Genomic DNA, 24,924 nt, shown 5'->3' with positions numbered 1-24,924 from the left:
CCTCAAATCCCCGGATACCGACGCTGCAGAATGGAGGCTTCGATCTCTCAACTCGTCATGCCCGGGCTTGACCCGGGCATCCACGTCTTCGGCAACCACAAAGCAAGGAAGACGTGGATGGCCGGGTCAAGCCCGGCCATGACGGATACGGGCCTTTCGCCTCAAATCCCCAGATACCGATGCTGCAGATCGGGCTCCGCGATCAACTGCGCCGACGTCCCGCTCCACACCGCGCGTCCACGCTCGATGATGTAGTGCCGGTCGGCGATGCGGGCGAGGTTGCCGACGTTCTTGTCGATCACCAGCACCGATTGTCCCTGTGCTTTCAGCATCGACAGGCAGTTCCAGATTTCCTCGCGGATCAGGGGCGCCAGGCCTTCGGTGGCTTCGTCGAGAATGAGGAGTTTTGGATTGGTCATCAGCGCGCGGCCGATCGCCAGCATCTGCTGCTCGCCGCCGGACAGCGTCACGCCCATATTGCTGCCGCGTTCGGCCAGCCGCGGAAACAGCGCGTGGATCCTTTCGATGGTCCAGGGATCGGAACTGCCGAGGCGATTGCCGGACGCGGCGACCAGATTTTCACGCACCGTCAGATTGGGAAAGATCTGGCGGCCTTCCGGCACCAGACCGATGCCGAGCTTTGCAATCTTGTACGACGGGAGCGCGCGCACCTCCTGCCCGCCGAAGCGGATTTTTCCCGCGCGCGCCGGCGTCATGCCCATGATGGAACGGATGGTGGTGGTCTTGCCCATGCCGTTACGGCCCATCAGCGCAACCATCTCGCCGGCACGAATCGACAGCGACAGCCCGAACAGCACCTGGCTCAGGCCATAGCAGGTCTCGATGCCGTCCACTTCCAGCAGCGTATCAGCCATTTTGCCATCAGCCATTTTAGCATCAGCCATGGGCCACCACCACGTGCTGATCGCCGAGATAGGCGCGTTTCACCTCTTCATTGTTGCGGATCGCATCCGGCCTGTCGCAGGCGATGACGCGGCCGTAAACCAGAACAGTGATGCGGTCGGCGAGCGCGAACACCGCTTCCATGTCGTGCTCGACCAGCACGATGGTGACTTCGCGCCGCAACTCCTTCAACAGGGCCACCATGCGCGCCGATTCGGTGATGCCGAGGCCCGCCATCGGTTCGTCCAGCAGCAGCAATTGCGGCTTTGTCGCGAGCGCGACCGCAAGCTCCAGCTCGCGCTGCTCGCCATGGCTGAGTTCAGACACCGGCACGTCCGCGCGCGCTTCCAGCCCGACGCGCGTCAACGCAGAGCGCGCGGCGTCGCGCAGATGTTTTTCCTTCCGCGCATTACCCCAGAAGCGGAAGGAGTGGCCGTCATGCGCTTGCGCAGCGATCGCGACATTGTCGATCGCGGAAAAATCCGGCAGCAGCGAGGTGATCTGGAACGAGCGCGCCAACCCGAGCCGGCTGCGCCGATAGGCCGGCTGCCGGGTAACGTCGCGGCCTGCGAAATGAATGGTGCCTGAGTTCGGCGCCAGTTGCCCCGTCAATTGGCTGATCAGCGTGGTCTTGCCGGCGCCGTTGGGGCCGATGATCGCGTGCAGTTCGCCGCTCATGACATCGAGCGACAGATTGTCGGTGGCGGTGATGCCGCCGAACCGCCGCACCAGCTTTTCGACCCGGAGCAAGGGATCAGCCACGGCGCAACCTCCCGAGCAGGCCCATGATGCCGCCGCGCGCGAACAGCACGATCAACAGCAGCAGCGGGCCCATGATCATCGCCCAGTATTCTGTGAACTGCGACAGCAATTCCTCCAGCACGAGATAGACAATGGCGCCGATCACGGGGCCGAACAGCGAGCCCATGCCGCCGAGGATCACCATCACCATCAGGTCGCCGGAGCGGGTCCAGTACATCACGGCCGGGCTGACGAAGTCGGTGTTGTTGGCGAGCAGCGCGCCCGACAGTCCGCAGATGGTGCCGGCGATCACGAAGCAGACCAGCCGGTAGCGGTTGGCATGAAAGCCGATCGCCTGCATGCGCTGCTCGTTGGAGCGCACGCCCTGCACCACCATGCCGAAACGCGAATTGATGATGCGCCAGATCAGGTAAAGGCCGCCAAACAGGCAGCCGAGGCAGAGATAATAGAACTGCACGCGGTTCGACAGGTTGATCAGGCCGCCGAAATTGCTGCGCTTGTAGATGGTGAGACCATCGTCGCCGCCGTAACGCGACATGCCGGAGACGATGTAATAGGCCATCTGCGCAAAGGCCAGCGTGATCATGATGAAGTAGACGCCGCGGGTGCGCAAGGAGAGCGCGCCGATCACGAGCGCGAACAGCGCCGATACGGCGAGCGCCACTGGCCACTGGATGAAGCCGGAGCCGATGCCCTCAAAGGCGAGAATGCCGACTGCATAGCCGCCGATGCCGAGATAGGCGGCATGGCCAAAGCTCATCATGCCGCCATAGCCCATCATGAGATTAAGGCTGCTGGCTGCCAGCGCAAAGATCACAATCCTGGTGAACAGCGTCAGGATGAAGATGTTGCCAGTCAGCTGCGAATAAAGCGGCAGCAACAACAGGCCCGCGACGACGAGCGCCGCGACGACGTTGCGGGGGGTGAGCGGAAAAGTCATCGCCTGGCGGCCGGAAACAGCCCCTCCGGCCGCACCACCAGCACGATCGCCATCAAGAGATAGATCAGCATCGAGGACAGTGCCGGTGCCGCGGTCGACGCCGCGGCTCCGCTCAGAACCTTGCGCAGCAGATCAGGCAGGAAGGCACGGCCGAGCGTATCGATCATGCCGACGAAGATCGCGGCCAGGAACGCGCCGCGGATCGAACCGATGCCGCCGATCACGATGATGACGAAGGCGAGAATCAGGATGTTCTCGCCCATGCCGATCTGCACGGTGAGGATCGGCGCCTGCATCAGCCCGGCAAGACCGGCGAGTGCGGCGCCAAGCCCGAACACCAGCGTGAACAGCAATTTGATGTTGATGCCGAGCGCGCCGATCATTTCGCGGTTGGAGGCGCCGGCGCGGATCAGCATGCCGAGCCGGGTCCGCATCACCACGACATAAAGCAGCGCGGCCACCGCGAGTGCAGCGACGATGATCGACAGCCGATAGGCCGGATAGTACACGCCGGGAATGATCTGGACCGGCACCGTCAGCCACGCCGGCAGCGGCAGCGCGAGACCCGCCGGCCCCCAGATCAGCCGCACCGCGTCGTTGAAAAACAGAATCAGCCCGAACGTCGCCAGCACCTGGTCGAGATGATCGCGGCCGTAGAGATGCCTGAGCGCCACGAATTCCAGCGCCATGCCGAGCAACAGCGTGGCGCCGAGCGCCAGCAGCGCGCCGAGCACAAAACTTCCGGTCCACGCCACGAACGTCGCGGCGAAATAGGCGCCCATCATGTAGAGCGAGCCGTGCGCCAGGTTCACAAAGTCCATGATGCCGAACACCAGCGTCAAGCCGGCCGCCAGCAGGAATAGCAGCAGGCCGAACTGCAATCCGTTCAGCGATTGTTCGACGAGAACCAGCATGGATTCCTAAATCAGCTTGAAACAAAACAGCGGCAGCGTGCCAGCGCTACCGCTCGTTGATCTCCCTCTCCCCGCCTGCGGGGAGAGGTCGGGGTGAGGGGGACTCTCCACGGAGTTGGACTCGCGGAGAGTCCCCCTCACCCGGCACTACGCGATAGCCGAAGCTTCGCTTCGGCGTTCTTGTACAAGGACGGCCGCCGACGGCGGCCTGTGCTCTCCCCGCAAGCGGGGCGAGGTAAGAACGCGTCCAGCGCCGCAACGACAAAACCCGACATCACTTCATCGGGCATTTGTCGTGGAAGCGATCCTGGTCGTCCTTGACGATGGTCGCCACCGTCTTGAGCGAGAGCTGGCCGTCGGCGTCCTTGACCACGTCCTGCAGGTAGAAGTTCTGGATCGGAATGTGGTTGTTGCCGTATTTGAACGGGCCGCGCAGCGACTTGAAGTTGGCCTTCTCCATCTCGGCCTTCATCGCGTCCTTTTTCGAGGTGTCGCCCTTCACGGCAACCACCGCGCTATTGATGAGCTGGGCGGCGTCATAGGCCTGGGCGCCGTAATAGGTCGGGCGCAAGCCGGGATATTTCTTGCGGTAGTCTTCGACGAACTTCTTGTTCTCGGCGTTCGGCAGGTCGTTGACCCATTCCTGCGCGCCGGGAATGCCGATCGCATTGTCCTTCTGCAGCGGCAGCGACAATTCGTCGACGGTGAACGCGGTATAGAGCGGGATCTGCGCCTTGATGCCGGCCTGCGCATACTGGTTGAGGAACTGGACGCCGGCCGCACCGGGATAGAACACGAAGATCGACTCGGCCTTCGAGTTTTTCGCCTTGGTCAGTTCGGCGGAGAAGTCGAGTTGGCTCGGCCACACCGTGTATTCCTCGCCGACCACCTCGCCCTTGAAGGTCGACTTGACGCCGGCCAGCATGTCCTTGCCGGCGGCATAGTTCGGGCCGATCAGAAACACCGACTTGACGCCCTTCTGGTTCATGTAGACGCCCATCGCCTGCGGCGTCTGGTCGTTCTGCCAGGAGGTCGAGAATACGTAGGGCGAGCACAATTCGCCGGCGAGCTGCGACGGTCCGGCGTTGGCCGAGATCAGGAAAGTCTGCGCGTCGACCGCGGTCTTCAGCGACGCCAGCAGCACGTTGGACCAGATATAGCCGGCAATGAAATCGACCTTGTCGGACTGCACCAGCTTTTCGGTCTTCTGCTTGCCGACATCCGGCTTCTGGCCGTCGTCCTCATAGATCACCTCGACCGGCTTGCCGCCCATCTTGCGGCCCAAATGGTCGAGCGCCAGCTCGAACGAGTTGCGCATATCGTTGCCGATGACCGCGGTCGGGCCGCTGAAGGTGGACACAAAGCCGATCTTGATGGTGTCACCCGCGAGCGCGGGCTGCGCCAGCGCCAGCACCGTTGCGCCCGCCAGCCAGAATGCCGTTTTCATATTCACTCCCCTCCTCGACTTATTAAAAATGTCCGCCAGCCAAGGTGACCGCCGTCCGGGCGGCGCTGCCCGCGCCCCCGTCATTGCGTTCGCTACGGTGACGTGTTTTGTGCGCGAAATGCCAAGCCCCCAGCAAGCCCGAACCGCTGGCTCCCTTTAGAACCTTCGGCTCATACCCTTGAGAACCTTCGGCTCATACCCTTGCCGCCTGCACCATAATTCGCAGATGGCGGGGATGGCAAGAATTATAGTTCAGGTCGGTGGGTTGGTTTTGTCGCAGATCCGGGGATGCCCCTATCCGCAGGTCGGCTGCTGCGACCAACCGGGCGGGGAATCCTCAAAATCCTGCTGGCGGCCGTAAGCGTCATTTCGAGGAGCGCGTGGGCGCAGGTCAGCGCCTCGGCGCCACGGACATAGGCCGAGTGGTCAGATCAAATATTCAGCGCCCTCGATGATGTAAGGAACGTGGCGGAAATCCCGGATGGTGGCGACCTTGTCGGCCGACCAGTTCAGCAGCATGAAATATTTGGGTCCTGAGCCCGGGTGGTTGGGATCGAACACCAGGATGGCGGGACGGCCCTCCACCAGCCCCGGCACCAGGTGCCAGTCGGTGATCTTGTCGTAATTGCCGAAATAGCGGGACACTTCGGCCTTGCCGTTCAGGCGGGTCTTGTTGACGAGATCGAGCCGCACGTCGTCCGCGATCATGGCGCGGATGGCGTCGAAATCCCGCGCGTTGAAATGCGCGACATAGGCGGACAGGCGTTTGCGATCGGCGTCCGACAATTTCGGGTGCGGCGCCTCCTCCGGTTCCTCGGCCAGTTCGCGCAGTTGCGTGCGTCCGCGATGCAGCGCGGCCTTTACCGCCGGAAGGCTGAAATCCATCACCTCACAGACTTCCTGTAGCGAGCAGCCGAGCACGTCCATCAGGATCACGCTGGACCGCTGGGCGACCGGAAGCCGCATGAAGGTGCGAAGGCTGGCCGTTGCGATCTGACGGCTCAAGACGGGATCAAGCTGATCGGCGATCATGTCCAGTTCCTCGTCCGACTGGAGCGCCTGCTGCCGATTGCGCCGGCGCAGGAAATCCAGCGCCGTATTGTGCGCGATCCGAAACAGCCAGCCCTCGGGATTGCCGATCGGGCCTTTGGTGGCGAACGCCTCCACCGCCTTGATCAGCGCGTCCTGCAGCGCATCCTCGCCATCGATCACCGAGCCGACCATGCGCGCGCAGTAGCGATGCAGCTTGGGGCGCATCGCGGCCAATAACTGGTCGATATCGTCGGTGGCCAACACTTCCGGGACCGGTTTCATTCTGCCTCAGGATTCACCCAGCATGCGATAATTGCCGACAATGGTAACGCCGCGGGGCACCGGAGGTTCGGCGCAACGCTCCCGAATCCCGCTCTGGAACGCCTGAAACGCCGCCAGCTTGGTCAATCCGCTGGAGCCTTCATCGGTCGTGGTCTCGACGAAATGGATGAACGTATTGTCCTCCAGACGCAGCGAAAGATAGCGGATGCCTTCCGGTTTGGCAGCCTTTAATTCCGCGAACACCGCCGCCACCAGCTCGGCATTGCCGTCGGCCGCCTCCGGCTTCGCCTTGTACCTGATCAGGGTTCGTTTCATCGCTGTCTCCCTTGTTCGGCGATGCGATCATCGCTTCTCTGGCCAAAGACGTTTGGCACGGCCAAAAAGATTCGGCCGCGCGAAAAATATTTCAGGCGTCGAGCGGGACGATGCCGAGGTCGCCCTTCATGCCGAACGCCACGCCTGTCGCGTAGGCGGGATCGGTGAGGATCGACACGACGTTGTCGCCGACCTTGCGCGGCGGCATCGGCGCGCCGAAACCGGCGAGGAAGGTTTCGAGGCTGACGCCCCTGCTCGCCGCGTAAGCCTCGGCCGCGGTGCGCCCAAGCTCGGTGTCGCCGATGATCTGCTGCGGGACGATCGCCTGGAAGCGGATACCGAGATCGAGCCGCTTGGCCAGATCGTTGGCGTAGACCGCCATCAGCCACAGCATCCGTTTGGCGCCGGCATAGCTGCCGGACAGCGGCGAGCCGTTCAGCGCCGCGCCGCTGGAAGCGATGATCACGCGGCTGCCGCGGGCTAAGGGAAGCCGCAGCGTTTCCTGCACCCAGTGAAAGCCGGCCTTGACGTCGACGTCCCACGCCCGGCTGAAATCTTCCCAGCTGAGTTCGTGAAGCGGGCCCATCGGCGGGGTCGCACCGGCGTTGAGCACGAGCACCGACGGTCGGATGTTGGAGAGAACGCCATGCGCAAGCGTTGCGTCAGTGACGTCGCCGCGAACCACGTTCACGCCGAGCCGTTTTGCGAGTTCGTCGAGGCGCTCCGGGTCGCGCGCGACGACGGTCACCTGCGCCTTGCGGGCCACCAGCGCCTCGACGATGCCGAGCCCGAGCCCGCGGCTTCCGCCGGTAACGACGACCTTCTGTCCATCGAGAATATCCATGGCGATCGGTTCCTTTCTTCAACACTGTTTCGGTTATCTTCAAGCACCCGGTCGATGCAGATCACGACCGGGTGCTCGGGCGACGCATCGCTCGTTCACGCCGCCAGGCTAGCCACCATCGCGGCGACCTGCCGCTCCGAGGCCTTCGGCGAGGACTCGAACTGTCGTCCGAAATCCGCCGCGAACGGGTCCGGGAAGATGTATTCCTGCCCGGCCTCGATCCCGTCGAGGATCGCGAACGCCACGTCGCGCGGCGAGGTCTTCGGCATCGCAAGCTCGCGGCTCATGTCGGTATCGACGGGGCCGGCGTAGACGCCGAACACCGAGGTGCCCTGTGACCCGAGGAGTATACGCGCGGCCTGGGTCAGGGAATGGAGCGCGGCCTTCGAAGCGCTGTAGGTCGGGACAAAGGGGAGGTTGGTGAGGCCGGCCGCGGAGCCGATGTTGACGACCGCGCCGCCGCCGTTCCTGGCCAGCGTCGGCGCAAGGCACTGAAGCAGCTGCAGCGGTCCGAAGTAATTCACCTCCATCTCGCGCCGGGCCTGGCCGATGACGATCGAATCGGCGATTCCGCCCATAAACGCTACACCGGCGTTGTTGAAGACGAGATCGACGTCCGAAGCCGCGGCCGCGCTGATCTGGTCCGCGTCGGTCACGTCGAGCCGCAGCAAAACGAACCGCTCGTCACGCAGGTCGCGCAGCGCCTCCGGATTGCGCGCAGTAGCGTAGACCTTCCCCACGCCCCGGCTCAGCAAGGCTTCCGTCAGCGCTCGCCCGATGCCGCGGTTGGCGCCCGTTACCAGGGCGACGGCTCCCTTGATTTTCCGTGCATTCATCGTCTCGTCCTTTCTTATCGCGTCTCGGTTCCAAGACGTTCGGTCTCAAGACGTCCGGCCGCGGCAAAAGGATTCGGGTCGAACAAATAAATTTTCGGCCGCATCCTTTGCCTGTTCCGTCTCGTCTTCTCCGCGAGAGCGCCGCGAGAGGCGGCATCAAGACCAGCGGAGAAGGACGATGCAGGAAGGCTACGATCGCGGTGAGAAGAACTGGGTGCTCGGCGTTACATCGCTCGCATCCTTCATGATGGCGCTGGATGCGCTGGTCATCACCACCGCCTTTGCCACCATCCGCGCCGATTTCGGCGCTTCCGTCGAGACGCTGCAATGGGCGGTCAACGCCTTCAACCTGACCTTTGCCGTGCTGCTCCTGACCGGCGCCGCGCTCGGCGACCGGTTCGGGCGGCGGCGGATGTTTGCCGCGGGCATTGCGCTGTTCGTGCTGGCGTCGGCAGCCTGTGCACTGGCCGGCTCGGCCGGATGGTTGATCGCGGCCCGCGCCGGACAAGGCGCCGGCGCCGCACTGGTGATGCCGCTGGCGATGGCGATCCTGAGCGGCGCATTCCCGAAGGAAGAGCGCGCGCGGGCGCTCGGCGTCTTCTCAGGCGTCACCGGATTCGCGCTGATCGTCGGCCCGGCCATCGGCGGCTTCATCACCGAAAGCTTTGGATGGCGCTGGATCTTCTGGATCAATCTTCCCATCGGCATGATCGCGATTGGCTTGGTGGTAGCCCGTTTGCGCGAAAGTTTTGGGCCGTCGGCGGCGCTGGACATCCCCGGATTGCTGCTGGTCGCGATCGCAGCACTCGCGCTGGTCTGGAGCCTTCTGCGCGGCAATCTGGTGGGGTGGACCAGCTCCGAGGTGATGAGCGCGCTGGTTGCGGGCCTGCTGTTCGCCATCGCCTTCGTCGCCCGGGAATGGCGCGCGGCGGAGCCGATGGTACCGCTGCGACTGTTCGCATCGCGGTCATTTTCCGCCGCGCTGTCCGCGAGCTTCCTGTTTTACGCGGCGATGTACGGCGTGCTGTTCCTGCTGCCGCAATTTCTGCAGACGACGCTCGGCTCCGGCCCGTTCGGCGCCGGCCTTCGGCTGCTGCCCTGGACCGCGACGCTGTTCGTGACCGCACCAATCGCAGGCTCGGTCGTCAACAAATTCGGCGAACGGCCGCTGGTCGTGACCGGCTTGCTGATGCAGGCGATCGGGTTTGGCTGGATCGCCGTCATCGCGATGCCCGGGCTCGCCTATTCAGCACTGGTCGCGCCGTTGATCCTGGCCGGTGTCGGTGTGTCGATGGCGATGCCGGCGGCGCAGAACGCGATCCTGAGTTCGGTTGCCGTGACCGAAATGGGCAAGGCCTCCGGCGTCTTCAACATGGGGCGGTTTCTCGGCGGCATGTTCGGTATTGCAGCCCTGGTAGCCGTCTTCTCTGCAAGGGGGGCCGTCGATTCGGCCGCAAATTTCTCAACCGGCTTCGCCGCGGCGATGCTGGTTGCGGCGGCTCTCTCGCTCGCAGGCGCGCTGGCCGGTTTATGCCTGCCGGCGCGGCAACGCGCGGCCGGTGCGCAGGTGCCGCAGAAGGCCTGACACAAACCGCGATACGTTTTCGCTATCGGCCGATTGGCAAACCAACCTTGGACCGGACGCCCGAATGCATACATAATCGAATGCACGGAGACATCTGAAACCGAGGTCGCATCCCATGACGAGCCCGTCGGCAGAACCCCATCACGTGGTGATCGTCGGCGCCGGTTTCGGCGGCCTGGAAGCCGCCTTCGGCCTGGCCGGCGCGCCGGTCAGGATCACGCTGATCGACCGGCGCAACCATCATCTGTTCCAGCCGCTGCTCTATCAGGTCGCGACCGCCTCGCTGGCGACCTCCGAGATCGCCTGGCCGATCCGCTATCTCTTGCGCGATCGGTCCGATGTCACGACGCTGTTCGCCAACGTCAATGGCGTCGACGCCGCGGCCAAGCGCGTGCTGCTCGATGACGGCGACGCGGTGCCCTACGACACGCTGATTCTCGCGACCGGCGCGCGTCACGCCTATTTCGGCCATGACGAATGGGAGCCGTTCGCGCCCGGCCTGAAAACGCTGGAAGACGCCACCACGTTGCGGCGGCGCATCCTGGTCGCGTTCGAGCGCGCCGAACGCGAGACCGATCCGGAGCGGCGGGCGGCGCTGCTCACTTTTGTCATTATTGGGGCAGGCCCCACCGGCGTCGAAATGGCCGGCACCATCGCCGACCTGGCGAAAGACACGCTGCCGCCTGACTTCCGCAACATCGACACCAAGAAGGCGCGCGTGGTGCTGATCGAGGCAGGTCCCCGCGTGCTCGCAGGTTTTCCGGACGATCTGTCGGCCTATGCGCAAGCCTCGCTCGAAAGCATCGGCGTCGAGGTGGTGCTGGATAAGCCCGTCACCGAATGTACCGCCGATGGTGTGGTCTTTGGCGGCAACCGGCTGGAGGCCAAAACCATCGTCTGGGCCGCCGGCGTCCGTGCCTCGCGGGCCGCGGAGTGGCTGGGCGCACCGGCCGATCGCGCCCACCGCGTACAAGTGCTGCCGGATATGACGATACCCGGCCATCCCGATATCTTTGCCGTCGGCGACACCACGACGATTGCAGATGCTGACGGCAAGCCTGTGCCAGGCATCGCGCCGGCCGCCAAGCAGGAGGGCCGCTATGTCGCGGCCCTCATCAAGGCGCGGCTGAGCGGCGGCACGCTGCCGCCATTCCGCTACAAGCACGCCGGCAGCCTGGCGCAGATCGGCAAGCGCAAGGCCGTGATCGATTTCGGCTGGCTCAAATTGCGCGGCAATCTCGCCTGGTGGATCTGGGGCATCGCCCACATCTATTTCCTGATCGGGCTGCGCCACCGCCTCAGCGTCGCACTGAGCTGGCTCTGGATCCACGCCAGGGATCAACGCGCCGCGCGACTGATCACACAGGGTAGCAGCAAGATCACGCAGTGAAGCGTCATCCACGTCTTTCTTGCTGAAACACCGATAAGAACGTGGATGACCGGGACATAGGCGGAGCGGAAGCGACGCCGTCCTTCGGACGGCTATGCCCGGGCATGACGAGTTTGTCTGAATTCGCCTAAGTCGGACTACTTCACCAGTGAACACCCGCCATCCGCCAACGGCCGGAATGCCTGCTCCGCCGGAATCGTCGACACCAGTTTGTAATAATCATACGGATATTTCGATTCCTCCGGCTTCTTGACCTCGAACAGATACATCGGGTGAATCACGCGGCCGTCCTGGCGGATGGTGACGTCGCCGAACAATTTGTCCTTGCCCTTGAATTTCTTCATCTGCGGCACGGCGTCCTTGGCATCATCGCTGCCGGTCGCCGCCACCGCATTGAGATAGGCGAGCGTGGAGGCATAGACGCCGGCCTGATTGCCGCTCGGCATCTTGCCGTTCATACCCGGCCGCGCCGCGAAGCGTTTTGCGAAGGCACGGGTGTCGTCGTCCATGTCCCAGTAGAAGGCCTCCAGCAGTTGCAGCCCCTGCGCCACCTTCAGCCCCATGCCGTGGACGTCGTTGACGAACAGCAGGAACGCCACCATAGTCTGGCCGCCCTGCTGGATGCCGAATTCGGCCGCCTGCTTCACCGCGTTGATGGTGTCGCCTCCGGCATTGGCAAGGCCAATCACCTTGGCCTTGGAAGTCTGCGCCTGCAGCAGGAAGGATGCGAAATCCGAGGTGCCGAGCGGATGCCTGGCTGAGCCCAGCACCTTGCCGCCGTGTTTCTCGATGTAATTGGTGGCCTCGGCCTCGATACCCTGGCCGAGCGCGTAATTCACCGTGACGAAATACCAATCCTTGCCGCCGCGCGCCATCATCGCCGCCGCGGTGGTGTTGCCGGTGGCCCAGGCGTCGTTGACCCATTGAATGGTGTTCGGCGAGCAGGCTTTTCCGGTCAGGTCGGAGCTTGCGGTCGATGAGGCCAGGAACGTCATGCGGGTGTCGCGCAGCAGCGAATTGATGGTGAGGCCGACCGCCGAATTCGGCACGTCGACGATGGCATCGACGCCGTCGACGTCGAGCCATTTGCGCGCGATCGCGGAGCCGACATCGGCCTTGTTCTGATGATCGGCATAGACGATCTCGACCTTGATGTTCTTGGCCCCGCCGTTGAAATCTTCGGCGGCCATGCGCGCGGCTTCCACCGAGCCCATGCCGTTGGTGTCCTGAAAGATGCCGGAGATGTCGTTGAGCACGCCGATGCGGACGACGTTACCGGAAATCTCGGCATGTGCCGCACCCCACGTCGCGCATATCGCGGCAAGCACCACAGCCCAATTCAAGCCCCTCATCGTTTGTCCCTCCCTTTGATGACGCGATCCCGGAGCTTGCCGGGTGCAATAAGCAAAATCAGATCTGCCGTTCCGGCAGCCGCAGCACCAGACCGTCGAGTTCCGGCGTGATCTTGATCTGGCATGACAGCCGGCTGCCCGGCTGACGCGCCGAGGCGGTGCCGTCGAGCAGCGCGTCCTCCTCGTCACTCACCGCGGCCAGCCGGCCGATCCACCGGTCATCGACATAGACGTGGCAGGTCGCGCACATGGCGTTGCCGCCGCACTCGGCCACGATCTCGTCGACGCCGTGCCGGATCGCCGCCATCATCACGCTCTCGCCGGGTTCGGCTTCGATGCGTTCGGCGCGGCGGTCGGGACGAATGAAAATAATGATCGGCATGGTCCGGCCTCAGGCGGGGGTGAAAGTGACCGGCAGGCTTTCCAGCCCGCGCAGCGTGTTGTTGTAGCGGCGCTTCACCGGCCCTGACATCTCGATGGTCGCAACCTTGCGCGCCAGCGCCGCCAGCATCACCTCGCCTTCCAGCCGCGCCACCAATTGGCCGACGCACATGTGGACACCGCCGCCGAAGCCGACATGGCCCGAGGTCTTGCGGGTGATGTCGTAGCGATCGGGGTCGCTCCAGCGCCTGGGATCGCGGTTGGCGGCGCCAAGGAACATCAGCACCTTCTCGCCCTCGCCGATCCGGCAGCCGCCGATCTCGACCTCTTTGGTCGTGGTGCGGAAGAAGGTCTGCACCGGGCTTTCAAAGCGGACCGCTTCCTCGAACGCATTGCGCGCCAGCGATGGATCGCGGCGCAGCCGCGAAAATTCTTCCGGGAAACGCGCCAGACAATAGATCGCAGCACCGATGCCGTTGACCGTGGTGTCGATCCCCGCCGAGAGCAGCGAGCGCACCAGCAACGGCGCTTCAGCCGCGGTGATATCGCCGGCGTCGGCGCGGTCATGGATGCAGGCGCCGAACCCGCCGGGCGCGAGATTTTCACGCTGGCATTGTTCGGCGACATAAGCCTGATGCGGCGCCGAGCGTTCGATGGCGTCCTGGCGCAGCTTGTTCGGCGGGCCAAACGCGTTGAACACCAGCCCCGCATAGGGCAGCAAGTTCTCGCGGCCCTCCTGCTTCAGGCCCATCGCGTCGGGAAATACCGACATCGGATAAGCCTCGGCGAGATCGGCGACGGCGTCAAAACTGCCCCGCGCCAGCAACTCGTCGACCTTGGCCTCGGCGGCGGCGGCAAAACCTTCGCGGAGCTGTTTCATCACCGCGGGTGACAATACCTTGCTGAGCACCGCGCGGGTCCGCGTATGCGCCGGCGGGTCAGCCTCGAGAATGATGCTCTGCGGCCGCCACGGCGTCTCCTTGGCAAAATCGCTTAAACCCACGCCGCGGCTGGAACAGAACGTCAGGGGATCGTTGAGCACGGCGTGGACTTCGGCATAGCGCGCCACCGCGTACACATTCCACTTGTCGAGATGCACGACGGGTCCGGCCTCCCGCAGCGCCTCGTGCGTCGGAAACGGATCCTCGAAGAATTCGATCGCAAACGGATCGACATCGAGGCCGGGAATGCCGGGTGAACCGTTGACCGCCGGAGCGCCGCCGCCGCGCGACGCAGGTGTGTTGGCTGAACTCATCGGGACCTCCCGAAGTTTGTTCTTGTAGAGAAGTTTAGTCTTGTAAAAGGTTGCCCTATGTCTCTACTTCTCGACCGCACCCCGTAACGACGATCAGGGATATGAGCAGCAGTCCGTCCCCCAGGAAGCCACGCCGGACGAAGCCGGCCGAAACCGCAGACGCCGATCATGGGCCCACGCTCGATCTCGATCGCTACGTTCCGGCCTTCGTCACCTTCATCGCCAACAAGCTCTCGAACAGCGCCACGACACTTTACCAGCGAAAATTCGGCGTCAATGTCACTGAGTGGCGGATCATGTCGCTGCTGGCGATCGAAGCGGGCATTCCCGCATCGCGTATCTGCCACGTGATCGGCTTCGACAAGGGTCCGGTGAGCCGTACGCTCGCACTGCTGCAGAAGCGCGGCCTCGTCGCGATCCGGACCGACCCGGACGATGGCCGCAGCCACTCGATCTCGCTGACGGCAAAGGGCCGCGCGACGCATGATAGAGTCATCATCGCGGCGCTCGACCGCGAACGCCGGTTGCTGTCCTGCCTGAACAAGGACGAACAGGAAGTCTTGATCGACCTGCTGCGGCGCATCCACGAAAACCTCGGCGCCGTCACCGGTTAGACCGGTTCCCGGCCGCGCAGACGCGCCGCCGCGCGTATCGCGTACGGCAAGCATCCGCCCGGTTCCAGCTAGGCTGCGAAGCATCTTCCCTCCCCGAACAGGCGCGGCCGTTGACCGGCTCGTCGTTCATCTTCGGAAACGCTCGCACATATTAGTTGCCTTGGCAACAATAAAGACATACCCGCTCCAGTTCCGTGGCTTCATCCTTCGAGACGCCGCTTCCGCGGCTCCTCAGGATGAGGTCTTAGACCCTCATGGTGAGGAGCGCGGCAACGGCGCGCGTCTCCGGACGATGCTTCGCATCGCCGGGAGAACCATGAGGCCACGGACACAGCCAAGCGGAAATGCAGGCTACCCCGCGCAGCCGATCCATTCAGCCGACGCCTCATCGTCCAGCGTCGCCACCGCGCCGGCGCGCCGGGTCAGAACCGCGCGCTGGTTGATGTAGCCCTTGTCGGTGATCTCGCCGCCGTCGACCGACGCCGGTTCGGCCAGCAGCAGCGCCCGCGTGGCGTGACCGGAGGAGTTTCCGCTCTGCGCCTTCAGTTTTGCAAGGCCCTGCGCGATCACGGCACGAACCTTATCGTGGCCGATTACATCCTTCACGTCGGCGCTCTCCGGCAGTCCAGCATGAGCGCGGCAGGCGGCGATATTCGGAAACACCAGGAAGCGCACCTCGTCGCCGCCATGGCCGGTCACGACGATATCCTGCGCCAGCGGCGCCAGCGCCGATATGCCGGCGACACGCAGGGTGCCGACGCTGACCCAGGTGCCGGAATTGAGCTTGAAATCCTCGGCGACGCGGCCGTCGAAGAACAATCCGAGTTCCGGGCGCGCCGGATCGGCAAAGGTGACGGCATCGCCGATCAGATAGAAGCCGTCGCTATCGAACGTCTGCGCGGTTAGTTCCGGCGCCTTCCAGTAGCCCGGCGTGACGTTGGGACCGCGCACGCGCACCTCGAGCTTGTCGCCGGAGGGCACCAGTTTTAGTTCGGTGCCGGGAATCGGTACCCCGATATTGCCGGATCGTTTAGCCTGGAAGTGACAGTCGGTCGCGAGCGGCGATGTCTCGGTCGAGCCCCAGGCCGACACCATCGGCAGCGCGCGGCCGCTGGTCTTGATCGACAGCTCTTCCAGTCCATCCCAGAGATTCTGCGGCAGCGCCGCACCCGCATAGAACGCGAATTTCACCTCGCCGAAAAAGCGGCGGCGCAACTCGTCGTCGCCGCGCAGCGCCGCGATCAGCATGTCGAAACCGCGCGGCACGTTGAAATAGATCGTAGGCATCACGCTGCGCAAATTGGCCAGCGAGGTCGCAAACAGCCCCGGCGCGGGCTTGCCGCCGTCGACATAGAGTGTGCCGCCATTGCGCAGCACCAGGTTGAAATTGTGGTTGGCGCCGAACGTATGGCTCCACGGCAGCCAGTCGAGAATCACGAGGTCGCGCGCCGCCTCGAGGAACGCCCAGGTCTGCGCCTTGGCCTGCTGGCTCGAGGTCAGCATGCGCTGGGTGTTGATCACGGCTTTTGGCGTGCCGGTCGAGCCCGAGGTGAACAGGAATTTGGCAATCGTATCCGGCGTCACCGCCGCAAAAGCCCGTTCGACGGCGGGCGTTTCCGGTGTCGCCGCGATCGTACGAAACAGGATCGCGTCGGCGTCCGCAGCGTTGCCGCTGATGATCCTGGCCGAATGCAGCGGCTGGATCGCCGAAAGCGCCGCCGCAAACGGCTTTGTGCCGGACACATAGATCGCGCCCGGCTGCAGCAGCGTGATCATGCTTTTGAGCTTGTCGAAATCTTTCGACATCAGCGAATAGGCTGGCGAGATCGCCGCCGAGGGGACGCCGACATGCTGGGCGGCCAGTGTGAGCAGCGCGTGATCGATGCCGTTGTCGGCCAGGATCACCAGCGGCCGTTCAGCGCTCAACCCCTGCGCCAGGATCCAGGCGGCGGCCGCGCGCACCTGGCCGACGGCTTGCCTGTAGGTGACGGTGGTCCATGGCGCATCGACGCTTGCGCGCTCGCCGAGAAATATCCGGTCCGGCGTTTGCGTGGCCCAATGCTCCAGCCAGTCGCCGACGCAGCGCGCGCATTCACGGAGCGGCATGGTCGATTTCAGCACGATGCTGCCGTCGGCCCGGCGGTCGGCGACGATCGCGGGCACAGCGAACAGGGTTTCGGGATCATCGCGACGGGCAGCTAACGACGTCATGGGTTTCCTCGGGACCTACCCTCTTCGAACGGGGCATGGTTTTGCTCTACGCGAGAAACGCACAGCGCGGCAATGTGTCAACGCGCGCCGAGGATGCTGCCACCTCAGGGACGGCACTGCCTACAAAATGAGCAGTTGTGGCGAATTCGGTTTGGGCGGCATGCCCTCGCCATTTCCCGATAATTGGCTTAAGCATCTGATCCAGCACGGTGATTTCTATCTCTCGGGCTGCATCGATAATGTACACAATGGCACATCGCTTGCTTCAATCGGGGTGGATAGTTCTCGCTGCAAAGCCGTCAGCCATGACGCGCTTCCGCCAGCCAACGGACGGGGCATCAATTGACTGAAACCGTCGCCGCGATCGTCGCCGCCCACCGCGCCGGCACCACGACGCCCGCGCAGACCGTCGCGCGCAGCTATGCGCGCATCCGCGACTACAATGATCCGGCCGTGTTCATCAGCCTGCGCGACGAGAAGGATGCGCTGGCGGAAGCCGACGCGTTGACGAAGAAGGATGCCGCGCAGCTTCCGCTTCTCGGGGTGCCGGTCGCGGTGAAGGACAATATCGACGCACTGGGTATGCCGACCACGGCCGCCTGCCCGGCATTTGCCTATTCGCCGGCGCATGATTCGACCGCGGTCGCGAAATTGCGCGCGGCCGGCGCCATCATCATCGGCAAGACCAATCTCGACCAGTTCGCCACCGGGCTCGTCGGCGTGCGTTCGCCCTATGGTATCCCGGTCAATCCGATCCGCGGCGATCTGATTCCGGGCGGATCGAGTTCGGGATCGGCGGTGGCGGTTGCCGCTGGCCTCGTGCCGCTATCGCTCGGCACCGACACCGCGGGAAGCGGCCGGGTGCCGGCGATGCTCAACAATATCGTCGGCTTGAAACCGAGTCTTGGGCTGATCTCGACCGCCGGCGTGGTGCCGGCCTGCCGGACGCTGGATTGTATTTCGGTGTTCTCGCTCACCGTCGATGACGCCATGACCGCGCTATCGGTCATGGCCGGGTCCGACGGCGCCGATCCGTTTTCGCGCAACCGGCCGCTGGCGAATATGACCGCGTTTCCCGGCAATCTCCGGCTCGGAATCCCGCGCAACGGCCAGTTGATCTTCTTCGGCGACAAGGCCTCGGAGAAGGCCTATGGCGAGGCGCTGCAGCGCTGGACCTCGCTCGGCGCCACCCTGGTCGAATTCGATCTCGAGCCGTTCTACGAGACCGCGCGGCTGCTCTATGAGGGACCGTGGGTTGCCGAACGCTATCTGGTGATCCGCAACATGCTGGCATCGTCGCCGGATTCGATCCACCCGGTCACGCGCGAGATCACCGCGGCGGGCGCGCGGCTGACCGCCGCCGACACCTTTGCGGCACTCTATCGCCTGCAGGCGCTGCGCCGCGTCGCGGAGCGCGCATTCACCAGTCTCGACGCCGTCGTGCTGCCGACCGCGCCGACCGCCTACTCCACCGCGCAGGTGCTGGCCCATCCGGTCGAGCTCAATTCCAGGCTCGGCACCTACACCAATTTCGTCAATCTGCTCGACCTCTGCGGGCTGGCGCTGCCGGCGGCGATGCGGCCCGACGGCATTCCGTTCGGCATCACGCTGTTGGCACCGGCGGGCCATGACGCCCAGCTCGCCAGCATCGGGCGGGTGTTTCACGCCGCTACAAAACTGAAGATGGGCAGCAAGTGTTTGACGCAGCCGCCGCTGGCGGCGGTGCCGTCCGGCGTGAACGGCGACGAAATCGCCATCGCCGTGGTCGGTGCGCATCTCTCCGGGATGGCGCTGAACGGCGAATTGAAAGCGCTCGGCGGCCGCCTGCTCGAGGAAGCCGCGACCGCGCCGGACTACACGCTCTATGCGCTGAGCACGACACCGCCGAAGCCCGGCATGCTCCGTGTCGAGCCGGGCAAGGGATATCAGATCGAACTCGAACTTTGGGCCTTGTCGGCGGCCGCGTTCGGAAAATTCGTCGCCGCGATTCCGCCGCCGCTGTCGATCGGAACGATACGGCTGGCCGATGGCCGCGATGTGAAGGGGTTTCTCGTCGAGCCCTTAGCGATCAACGGTGCGCGCGACATTTCGTCGTTCGGTGGCTGGCGCGCGTTCATGGCGGAGAAGGCGGTGGTGTGATCGTCATTGCGAGCGAAGCGAAGCAATCCATCTTGCTGCACAGAGAAGGAATGGATTGCTTCGTCGCTTCGCTCCTCGCAATGACGGGATCGTAGGGTGCCTACACCGACACGGCATACAATTCGTATTCCCCGCGCACCAGTTCGATATGGGCGCGCATCGCGGCCGCGGCGCCGATCTTGTCGCCGCGCAGGATCGCGACCACGACGCGGTCGTGCTCGGCGTGGGATTTCGCCAGACGTCCGAGGTTGCGGAACTGGGCCCGGCGGAAAGGCTGCACCCGCACCCGCGTCGCCAGGGTGATTTCGGCGATATAGCCGTTCTGCGAACCGGCATAGATCGCGTTGTGAAAGCGCTCATTGACCTCGTGAAAGCGGTCGGGATTGCCGGTGTAGCTCAGCACCCGCAATTCCTCGTGAATCGCTTCCAGTCCGTGGCGATCCGCGGGCGACATCCGTTCGGCGGCAAGGCCCGCGCACATCGCCTCCAGTTCCGCCATCGCCTCGAACATGCCGGTCAGCCGCTCGATCGAGGGCCGCGCCACCACCGCGCCGCGATGGGCGCGGGCATCGACCAGGCCGCTCGCCGCCAACTGGCGCAGCGCCTCGCGCACCGGCGTGCGCGAGACGTTGAAACGTTTTGCAATGTCGGTCTCGTCGAGTGCGGCTCCCGGCGGCAGCGCGCCGCGCACGATCTCGTCGGCGAGTTGCAGCCGCAGTTCCTCGGCGCGCGTGATCTTGTCCGCTTGCGGCGACGCGCGATTGACGCGCCGAACCGCGACTTCAGGTTCGGAGCCTGACGGCGGAGACGCTTGCGTCGGAAGATCGTCCAGACTCATGCCTTTTAAGCCTTCGGTTCGTCGATGATGCTGACATGGGCCGCGACGATTCTCCAGCCCTCGGGAAAACGGATCCAGGTCTGCATCTGCCGTCCCACCCGGCCCGGTGCGCCGTCGCGACGGAACAGCGTGGAAGCAACCGCCGCGTCGCGGCCATAGGTGGTGATGACGGTCTTGTCGGTCTTGCGCATCAGCCCGACCGGCGAACGCGCCGCGCGGAACGCCATGATCGCGTCATAGCCGTAGAGATTTTCGCCGATGCCGTAGCGCAGCGTGCGGGAATCCTTGCGGAACAGTTCGTCGAGCACGGCGACGTCGTTCGACACCAGCGCCTTCTCGTAACGCGCGAACTGCGCGGTCACTTCAGCCAGTACGTCGGGTAGATCGATTTCCATTTCTTTATAATCCTCTCGGCGAAGGCGCCGCGGCGACGCCCATGCGCTCCAGCGCGTAAGCCACGCGCAACGCGATATCTTCCCGCCAGGGGGCGGCGATGATCTGGACGCCGATCGGCATCGGCTCCAGCGGCACCGGCACCGCGACCACGGGCAGGCCGATGAAGGAGATCGGCTGGGTGTGAATGCCGATATTGGCGCGCACCGGCAATTCGACGCCATCGAGCACGAAGGTGACCTGACCAAGTTTTGGCGCGATGCAGGGCGTGGCCGGCGCGATGATCACGTCAACCGACTTGAACAGCTCCAGCACCTGGGCGCGATACCAGCGGCGGAATTTTTGGGCGCGATCGACCAAGGGCGCGGGCACCATGGCGCCCGCGATCAATCTGTCACGCACTGCCGGATCGAAATCGTTCGGTCGCTTGCGCAGGCGGTCGAGATGCAGCGACGCACCTTCGGTGGTGGAGATGACATAGGCCGCGGCGCGGGCGCGCGCGGCCTCGGGAATTTCAACGGTCCGCGTGGCGCCAAGCGCCTTGGCGACGCGGGCGACGGCCTCGACGGCTTCCGGAAAAACGTTCTCCTGAAAATAGCCGCCGGCGATCGCGACCCGCACGCTCCCGATGTCCTGCGCCAGCAGCGGCGCGACCTGTTCGACCGGCCGCGTCGTGCAGGCCGCGTCGGCCGCGTCGGGTCCCTGCATCGCATCATAGGCCAGCGCGAGATCGCCGACATTGCGCGCGAACGGGCCGAGGTGATCGAAGCTTGCGACAAACGGAAACGACCGCGCGCGCGACAGCCGGCCGTAGGTCGGCTTCAGGCCAAAGATGCCGCAGAACGACGACGGCACCCGGATCGAGCCGTTGGTGTCGGACCCCAGCGCCAGCGGCACCAGGGCGCCACCGACCGCGCTGCCGGAACCGCCGGAAGAGCCACCGGTCATCCGCGTCGGATCGTGCGGATTGCGCGACGGGCCGTCATGCACATTCTCGCCGGTGAAGTCGTAGGCGTATTCGCCCATGTTGAGCGCGCCGACCAGCACGGCCCCTGCCGCTTCCAAACGCTCGATCAGCGTTGCGTCACGCGATGAAGGCTTGAGGTCGCGGTTGATCTTCGATCCGGCGCGGGTCGGCAGGCCCTGCACGTCGAACAGGTTTTTCACCGCGAACGGCACGCCGGCGAGCGGACCGACTTTTTGCCCCGCCGCGATCGCGGCATCGACGGCGCGCGCCTTGGCGCGGGCGCGATCGGCGGTGACGTCGGTGAAGGAATTAAGAACGGAGTCATGCCTGGCGATCCGCGCCAGCGCCGCTTCGGTCGCGGCGAGTGCCGACAGCTTGCCGCTTCCGACCGCTTGCGCGGTTTCAGCGGCCGACAATATCTCGGGTTTTTCGGTCATCGCGATGTCAGGCTGTAAAGAAACTGGCCGGCTCGGTTTCGTCGGACAATGCAAATTCGTCGACCAGCCGCGCCAGCCTCAGCGACACCTGGAGATTGGCCTTGACCGCCGGCCGCCACGCTTCCTCGACCGGTAGCGCCAGCGCCTTGGAGACGGCGTCGATATATTCATCCAGCGGATCGGCAGCCATCACTCTCCCATTCTCAATATCAGGAAACCGGCAACGGCGGATGCGGGATCGCCGTCAGCAGCTCCTTTGTATAGGCATCCTGCGGATTACCCAAGACCTGTTCGGATGGACCCTGCTCGACGATTCGACCCGTCCGCATCACGATGACACGGTCGCACAGCAAACGCACCACATTCAAATCATGCGACACAAACAGATAGCTCATGCCCATCGACGCCTTGAGGTCCTGCAGCAGATTGAGCACCACCGCCTGCACGGACACGTCGAGCGCGGCGGTCGGCTCGTCGAGGATGACCAGTTTTGGATGCAGCGCGATCGCCCGGGCGATGCCGACGCGGGCCTTTTGTCCACCGGATAATTGATGCGGGAACCGGTCAAGCAGGTTGACCGGAAGCCCGACGAGGCCGGCGAGTTCCTCGCAGCGGGCGCGCAGCGCGTCACGTCCCCTGATGTCGCCGAGTTGCATGATCGGATCGATGATGGCGCGCGCGGCGGTAAAGCGGGGATTGAGGCTGTCGGTCGGATCCTGGAACACCATCTGGATGCTCTTGCGCAACGGAAGCCGCGCAAAGGCATTGGGCAGGATGCCGCCGATCTCGTCGCCGTCGAACATGATGCGGCCCGAGGTCTGGTCCAACAGCCGCATCACCATCATCGACGTGGTCGATTTGCCGCAGCCGGATTCGCCGACCAGCCCGACGCTCTCGCCGTGGCCGACCGAAAAGCTGATGCCGTCGACCGCACGGAACTGCTCGGCCTCGACCGGCGGCTTGCGGCCGAACAATTTACCCAGCGTAGCGGTCGCGCCCTGGCGCGGATATTCCTTGACCAGCTTTTCGACCAGAAGCAGCGGTTTTGTAACCTCGTCACCCCCGGGCTTGACCCGGGGGTCCATCGGCTTTGAAGAATCGTGTGAAGGTCGATGGATGGCCGGGCATAGGCGAGCGGAAGCGACGCCGTCCTTCGGACGGCTATGCCCGGCCATGACGGGAATTGCTTCTTCCTCCGGCAGCAGATCGCGCAAGGAGACCCCGAGCCGCGGCGTCGCGCGCATCAGCTTCTTGGTATAGGCGTGTTCGGGGTTGGCAAAAATATCCGCCGATTTCGCGGTCTCGACGACGCGGCCCTTCTCCATCACGATCACGCGGTCGCAATAGGCGGCGGCCAGTCCCAGATCATGCGTGATCAGGATAGTCGACATCGACCGGCGCTTCGTCAGTTCGACGATCAGGTCCATCACGGCTTTTTGCGTGGTGACGTCGAGGCCGGTGGTCGGCTCGTCCGCGATCAGAAGCTGCGGATTACAGGCCAGCGCCAGCGCGATCACCACGCGTTGGCACATACCGCCGGACAATTCGAAGGGATAGGCGTGATAGCGTTCGCGCGGACGGGCGATCTTGACCGCCTCGAGCGCCTCGATCGCCTTCTCGCCACGGTCGCTCGGCGCGGCCTGCACGTGCTGGCGCAGCACGTCCTCGATCTGGTCGCCGACTTTGCGGATCGGATTGAGCGCCGCGCGCGGGTTCTGAAAGATCATCGAGATTTCGCGGCCGCGCAGATCGCGCATCTGGTTCTCGCTCGCGGCCCTGACGTCGATGCCGGAGAACATCACCGAGCCTTCGGCGATCTTGCCGGCACGGTCGAGGATCCGCATCACCGCGTAAGAGGTGACGGATTTGCCCGAACCGGATTCGCCGACGATGCCCAGCGTCTCGCCCTTGGCCACGGTGATGTTGACGTGCTGCACGGCTTTGACGATGCCGCGCCGGGTCGCAAATTCCACCGTGAGATCGTTGACGTCGAGCAGCGGCTGCGCGGTCATGATGGCGGCCCCATTCCCAGATCGTCATGCGCGGGCTTGACCCGCACATCCATCAAAGCAGAAATGCGCTTCGCGCGATGGATTGCCGGGCCTTCGCCGCGCCGAAGGGGCTTCGGCCCCGCAGGCGGGTCAAGCCCGGCAATGACGATTTGGTGAACTTCGTCACCCATCTCACGTCCTCCGCTGCGGATCGACGATGTCGCGCAGACCATCGCCGAGCAAATTGAAGCAGAACACCGCGATCATCAGCGCGAGACCCGGAAACAGCGCGATCCACCATTCGCCCGACACCATGAAGCCGGCGCCTTCGGCGACCATGATGCCCCATTCGGCAGTCGGCGGCCGGACGCCGAGGCCGATGAACGACAGGCCGGCGGCGTTGAGGATGGCGTAGCCCATGGTCAGCGACATCTGCACGATCATGATCGGCATGATGTTCGGCAGGATATGCACCAGCAGAATCCGGAACTCGCCATTGCCCGACAATCGCGCCGCCTGCACGAAGCCGGCATTGCGGCGAACGTTGGCCTCGGCGCGGGCAACGCGGGCATAAAGCGGGAAATTCACGATCGCGGTGGCGATGATGATGTTCTGCACGGTATTGCCGAGTGCCGCGACAATGCCCATCGCCAGCACGAACAGCGGAAACGCCATGATGGTGTCGGCGATGCGGCCGACGATGCGATCGGTCCAGCCGCCGAAATAGCCTGCCGCGATGCCGGCAAGGCCGCCCAACAGGAACACCAGCGCCACCGATGCCATCGCGATGAAGCTATCGAGGCGGGTTGCGACGATGACGCGGCTAAAAATGTCGCGGCCCAATTGATCTGTGCCGAACCAGTGCGCCGCCGACGGTGACTTCAGCGCCGCGGCGGTATCGCTGGCGAGCGGATCGTAGGGAACGACGTAAGGGCCGAACAGCGCCGCGAACACGATCACGATCAGCAGCCCGAACGCAAAGGCGGTGACGCGGTTCTCGCCGAGCACATAGCGGGTGTGTTCGAAGATCGCTGATAGTCCCGAGGTGCGCGCGGGACCAACGGGTTCAACAGCAGGCGCGACGGTGCTCATGCTC

The 24,924-nt window shown here is 64.3% G+C and carries 23 protein-coding genes; 4 read left to right on the top strand and 19 right to left on the bottom strand.

The window, feature by feature from the left end; translation table 11 throughout:
• Nucleotides 1–161: 161 nt before the first annotated feature.
• The 9 genes from V1289_RS24620 to V1289_RS24580 all read right to left on the bottom strand — a co-directional run bounded on the left by V1289_RS24620 (nt 162) and on the right by V1289_RS24580 (nt 8,275).
• Nucleotides 162–890 carry an ABC transporter ATP-binding protein gene (locus V1289_RS24620; protein ID WP_334399576.1) on the bottom strand — a complete coding sequence of 243 codons (729 nt, stop codon included), beginning with the start codon at nt 888–890 and terminating at the stop codon, nt 162–164.
• Between the two features lie 7 nt (nt 891–897).
• The gene (locus tag V1289_RS24615) at nt 898–1,665 is read right to left on the bottom strand and encodes an ABC transporter ATP-binding protein (protein WP_309184797.1); all 768 of its coding nucleotides are present in this window, start codon (nt 1,663–1,665) and stop codon (nt 898–900) included.
• Nucleotides 1,658–2,605: a branched-chain amino acid ABC transporter permease gene (locus V1289_RS24610; RefSeq protein ID WP_334399570.1), complete on the bottom strand. Its 948-nt coding sequence runs from the start codon at nt 2,603–2,605 to the stop codon at nt 1,658–1,660. The genes V1289_RS24615 and V1289_RS24610 overlap by 8 nt, the downstream gene beginning before the upstream one ends.
• Entirely contained in the window at nt 2,602–3,519 is a 918-nt protein-coding gene (locus V1289_RS24605) for a branched-chain amino acid ABC transporter permease (protein WP_334399568.1), read from the bottom strand. The genes V1289_RS24610 and V1289_RS24605 overlap by 4 nt, the downstream gene beginning before the upstream one ends.
• 274 nt (nt 3,520–3,793) lie before the next feature.
• A complete protein-coding gene (locus tag V1289_RS24600) occupies nt 3,794–4,966 on the bottom strand; it encodes an ABC transporter substrate-binding protein (protein ID WP_334399566.1) in 1,173 nt (390 codons plus the stop codon).
• A 426-nt stretch (nt 4,967–5,392) separates the two neighbouring features.
• Nucleotides 5,393–6,280, bottom strand: a complete 888-nt coding sequence (locus tag V1289_RS24595) for a sigma-70 family RNA polymerase sigma factor (protein WP_334399564.1) — start codon at nt 6,278–6,280, stop codon at nt 5,393–5,395.
• Between the two features lie 6 nt (nt 6,281–6,286).
• On the bottom strand, nt 6,287–6,595 hold the full coding sequence (locus V1289_RS24590) for a hypothetical protein (protein ID WP_334399562.1): 309 nt from the start codon (nt 6,593–6,595) through the stop codon (nt 6,287–6,289).
• 91 nt (nt 6,596–6,686) lie between these two features.
• Entirely contained in the window at nt 6,687–7,439 is a 753-nt protein-coding gene (locus V1289_RS24585) for an SDR family NAD(P)-dependent oxidoreductase (RefSeq protein ID WP_334399560.1), read from the bottom strand.
• Nucleotides 7,440–7,534: 95 nt separating this feature from the next.
• Complete coding sequence (locus tag V1289_RS24580) at nt 7,535–8,275, bottom strand: SDR family oxidoreductase (protein WP_334399558.1); 741 nt, start codon at nt 8,273–8,275, stop codon at nt 7,535–7,537.
• A gap of 178 nt (nt 8,276–8,453) precedes the next feature.
• Between V1289_RS24580 and V1289_RS24575 the strand changes: the two genes are divergently transcribed.
• Together V1289_RS24575 and V1289_RS24570 are read left to right on the top strand one after the other, a co-directional pair.
• On the top strand, nt 8,454–9,860 hold the full coding sequence (locus V1289_RS24575) for a DHA2 family efflux MFS transporter permease subunit (RefSeq protein WP_334399556.1): 1,407 nt from the start codon (nt 8,454–8,456) through the stop codon (nt 9,858–9,860).
• A gap of 115 nt (nt 9,861–9,975) precedes the next feature.
• Nucleotides 9,976–11,250 (top strand): NAD(P)/FAD-dependent oxidoreductase, encoded by a 1,275-nt coding sequence (locus tag V1289_RS24570; RefSeq protein ID WP_334399554.1) that lies wholly within the window; start codon nt 9,976–9,978, stop codon nt 11,248–11,250.
• 137 nt (nt 11,251–11,387) lie between these two features.
• Here V1289_RS24570 and V1289_RS24565 read toward each other — a convergent pair whose 3' ends face one another.
• From V1289_RS24565 to V1289_RS24555, 3 genes are read right to left on the bottom strand one after another with little or no spacing between them, the layout of a single operon-like run.
• Nucleotides 11,388–12,602, bottom strand: coding sequence for an ABC transporter substrate-binding protein (locus tag V1289_RS24565; protein WP_334399551.1), 1,215 nt, complete (start codon nt 12,600–12,602; stop codon nt 11,388–11,390).
• A gap of 58 nt (nt 12,603–12,660) precedes the next feature.
• Nucleotides 12,661–12,984 (bottom strand): 2Fe-2S iron-sulfur cluster-binding protein, encoded by a 324-nt coding sequence (locus V1289_RS24560; protein WP_334399549.1) that lies wholly within the window; start codon nt 12,982–12,984, stop codon nt 12,661–12,663.
• Between the two features lie 9 nt (nt 12,985–12,993).
• Nucleotides 12,994–14,238: a cytochrome P450 gene (locus tag V1289_RS24555; RefSeq protein WP_334399547.1), complete on the bottom strand. Its 1,245-nt coding sequence runs from the start codon at nt 14,236–14,238 to the stop codon at nt 12,994–12,996.
• Nucleotides 14,239–14,339: 101 nt separating this feature from the next.
• Between V1289_RS24555 and V1289_RS24550 the strand changes: the two genes are divergently transcribed.
• Nucleotides 14,340–14,852: a MarR family winged helix-turn-helix transcriptional regulator gene (locus V1289_RS24550; RefSeq protein WP_309181429.1), complete on the top strand. Its 513-nt coding sequence runs from the start codon at nt 14,340–14,342 to the stop codon at nt 14,850–14,852.
• Nucleotides 14,853–15,203: 351 nt separating this feature from the next.
• Here the strand turns inward: V1289_RS24550 and V1289_RS24545 are convergent, their stop codons facing one another.
• A complete protein-coding gene (locus tag V1289_RS24545) occupies nt 15,204–17,063 on the bottom strand; it encodes a feruloyl-CoA synthase (protein WP_334399544.1) in 1,860 nt (619 codons plus the stop codon).
• A gap of 342 nt (nt 17,064–17,405) precedes the next feature.
• Here V1289_RS24545 and atzF point away from each other — a divergent pair, with 342 nt between their 5' ends.
• Nucleotides 17,406–19,202, top strand: coding sequence for an allophanate hydrolase (atzF, locus tag V1289_RS24540; RefSeq protein ID WP_334399542.1), 1,797 nt, complete (start codon nt 17,406–17,408; stop codon nt 19,200–19,202).
• A gap of 100 nt (nt 19,203–19,302) precedes the next feature.
• On the opposite strand, the gene V1289_RS24535 is transcribed toward atzF, so the two are convergent.
• From V1289_RS24535 to V1289_RS24510, 6 genes are all read right to left on the bottom strand, one after another.
• Entirely contained in the window at nt 19,303–20,040 is a 738-nt protein-coding gene (locus tag V1289_RS24535) for a GntR family transcriptional regulator (RefSeq protein ID WP_334399540.1), read from the bottom strand.
• A 5-nt stretch (nt 20,041–20,045) separates the two neighbouring features.
• Entirely contained in the window at nt 20,046–20,435 is a 390-nt protein-coding gene (gene hpxZ / locus V1289_RS24530; protein ID WP_334399538.1) for an oxalurate catabolism protein HpxZ, read from the bottom strand.
• A 4-nt stretch (nt 20,436–20,439) separates the two neighbouring features.
• Nucleotides 20,440–21,837: an AtzE family amidohydrolase gene (locus V1289_RS24525; RefSeq protein ID WP_334399535.1), complete on the bottom strand. Its 1,398-nt coding sequence runs from the start codon at nt 21,835–21,837 to the stop codon at nt 20,440–20,442.
• 7 nt (nt 21,838–21,844) lie between these two features.
• On the bottom strand, nt 21,845–22,027 hold the full coding sequence (locus tag V1289_RS24520) for a DUF4089 domain-containing protein (protein ID WP_334399533.1): 183 nt from the start codon (nt 22,025–22,027) through the stop codon (nt 21,845–21,847).
• 19 nt (nt 22,028–22,046) lie between these two features.
• Nucleotides 22,047–23,849: an ABC transporter ATP-binding protein gene (locus V1289_RS24515; RefSeq protein WP_334399531.1), complete on the bottom strand. Its 1,803-nt coding sequence runs from the start codon at nt 23,847–23,849 to the stop codon at nt 22,047–22,049.
• Nucleotides 23,850–24,020: 171 nt separating this feature from the next.
• On the bottom strand, nt 24,021–24,920 hold the full coding sequence (locus V1289_RS24510; RefSeq protein ID WP_334399530.1) for an ABC transporter permease: 900 nt from the start codon (nt 24,918–24,920) through the stop codon (nt 24,021–24,023).
• Nucleotides 24,921–24,924: the final 4 nt, after the last annotated feature.

Source organism: Bradyrhizobium sp. AZCC 2289 (assembly GCF_036924615.1).
Lineage (GTDB): Bacteria > Pseudomonadota > Alphaproteobacteria > Rhizobiales > Xanthobacteraceae > Bradyrhizobium.
The sequence above is the reverse complement of the archived record's forward strand: the minus strand, read 5'-3'. Positions and strand labels throughout refer to the sequence as shown.

Excerpts from the sequence above, each read along its gene's own strand:
- V1289_RS24570 (WP_334399554.1), top strand. The coding sequence starts at position 9,976 with ATGACGAGCCCGTCGGCAGAACCCCATCACGTGGTGATCGTCGGCGCC.
- V1289_RS24515 (WP_334399531.1), bottom strand. The coding sequence starts at position 23,849 with ATGACCGCGCAGCCGCTGCTCGACGTCAACGATCTCACGGTGGAATTT.
- V1289_RS24610 (WP_334399570.1), bottom strand. The coding sequence starts at position 2,605 with ATGACTTTTCCGCTCACCCCCCGCAACGTCGTCGCGGCGCTCGTCGTC.
- V1289_RS24545 (WP_334399544.1), bottom strand. The coding sequence starts at position 17,063 with ATGACGTCGTTAGCTGCCCGTCGCGATGATCCCGAAACCCTGTTCGCT.
- V1289_RS24575 (WP_334399556.1), top strand. The coding sequence starts at position 8,454 with ATGCAGGAAGGCTACGATCGCGGTGAGAAGAACTGGGTGCTCGGCGTT.
- V1289_RS24560 (WP_334399549.1), bottom strand. The coding sequence starts at position 12,984 with ATGCCGATCATTATTTTCATTCGTCCCGACCGCCGCGCCGAACGCATC.
- V1289_RS24580 (WP_334399558.1), bottom strand. The coding sequence starts at position 8,275 with ATGAATGCACGGAAAATCAAGGGAGCCGTCGCCCTGGTAACGGGCGCC.
- V1289_RS24510 (WP_334399530.1), bottom strand. The coding sequence starts at position 24,920 with ATGAGCACCGTCGCGCCTGCTGTTGAACCCGTTGGTCCCGCGCGCACC.
- V1289_RS24555 (WP_334399547.1), bottom strand. The coding sequence starts at position 14,238 with ATGAGTTCAGCCAACACACCTGCGTCGCGCGGCGGCGGCGCTCCGGCG.
- V1289_RS24525 (WP_334399535.1), bottom strand. The coding sequence starts at position 21,837 with ATGACCGAAAAACCCGAGATATTGTCGGCCGCTGAAACCGCGCAAGCG.
- V1289_RS24565 (WP_334399551.1), bottom strand. The coding sequence starts at position 12,602 with ATGAGGGGCTTGAATTGGGCTGTGGTGCTTGCCGCGATATGCGCGACG.
- V1289_RS24605 (WP_334399568.1), bottom strand. The coding sequence starts at position 3,519 with ATGCTGGTTCTCGTCGAACAATCGCTGAACGGATTGCAGTTCGGCCTG.
- hpxZ (WP_334399538.1), bottom strand. The coding sequence starts at position 20,435 with ATGGAAATCGATCTACCCGACGTACTGGCTGAAGTGACCGCGCAGTTC.
- V1289_RS24590 (WP_334399562.1), bottom strand. The coding sequence starts at position 6,595 with ATGAAACGAACCCTGATCAGGTACAAGGCGAAGCCGGAGGCGGCCGAC.
- V1289_RS24535 (WP_334399540.1), bottom strand. The coding sequence starts at position 20,040 with ATGAGTCTGGACGATCTTCCGACGCAAGCGTCTCCGCCGTCAGGCTCC.
- V1289_RS24600 (WP_334399566.1), bottom strand. The coding sequence starts at position 4,966 with ATGAAAACGGCATTCTGGCTGGCGGGCGCAACGGTGCTGGCGCTGGCG.
- V1289_RS24620 (WP_334399576.1), bottom strand. The coding sequence starts at position 890 with ATGGCTGATGGCAAAATGGCTGATACGCTGCTGGAAGTGGACGGCATC.
- V1289_RS24550 (WP_309181429.1), top strand. The coding sequence starts at position 14,340 with ATGAGCAGCAGTCCGTCCCCCAGGAAGCCACGCCGGACGAAGCCGGCC.
- V1289_RS24595 (WP_334399564.1), bottom strand. The coding sequence starts at position 6,280 with ATGAAACCGGTCCCGGAAGTGTTGGCCACCGACGATATCGACCAGTTA.
- V1289_RS24520 (WP_334399533.1), bottom strand. The coding sequence starts at position 22,027 with ATGGCTGCCGATCCGCTGGATGAATATATCGACGCCGTCTCCAAGGCG.
- V1289_RS24585 (WP_334399560.1), bottom strand. The coding sequence starts at position 7,439 with ATGGATATTCTCGATGGACAGAAGGTCGTCGTTACCGGCGGAAGCCGC.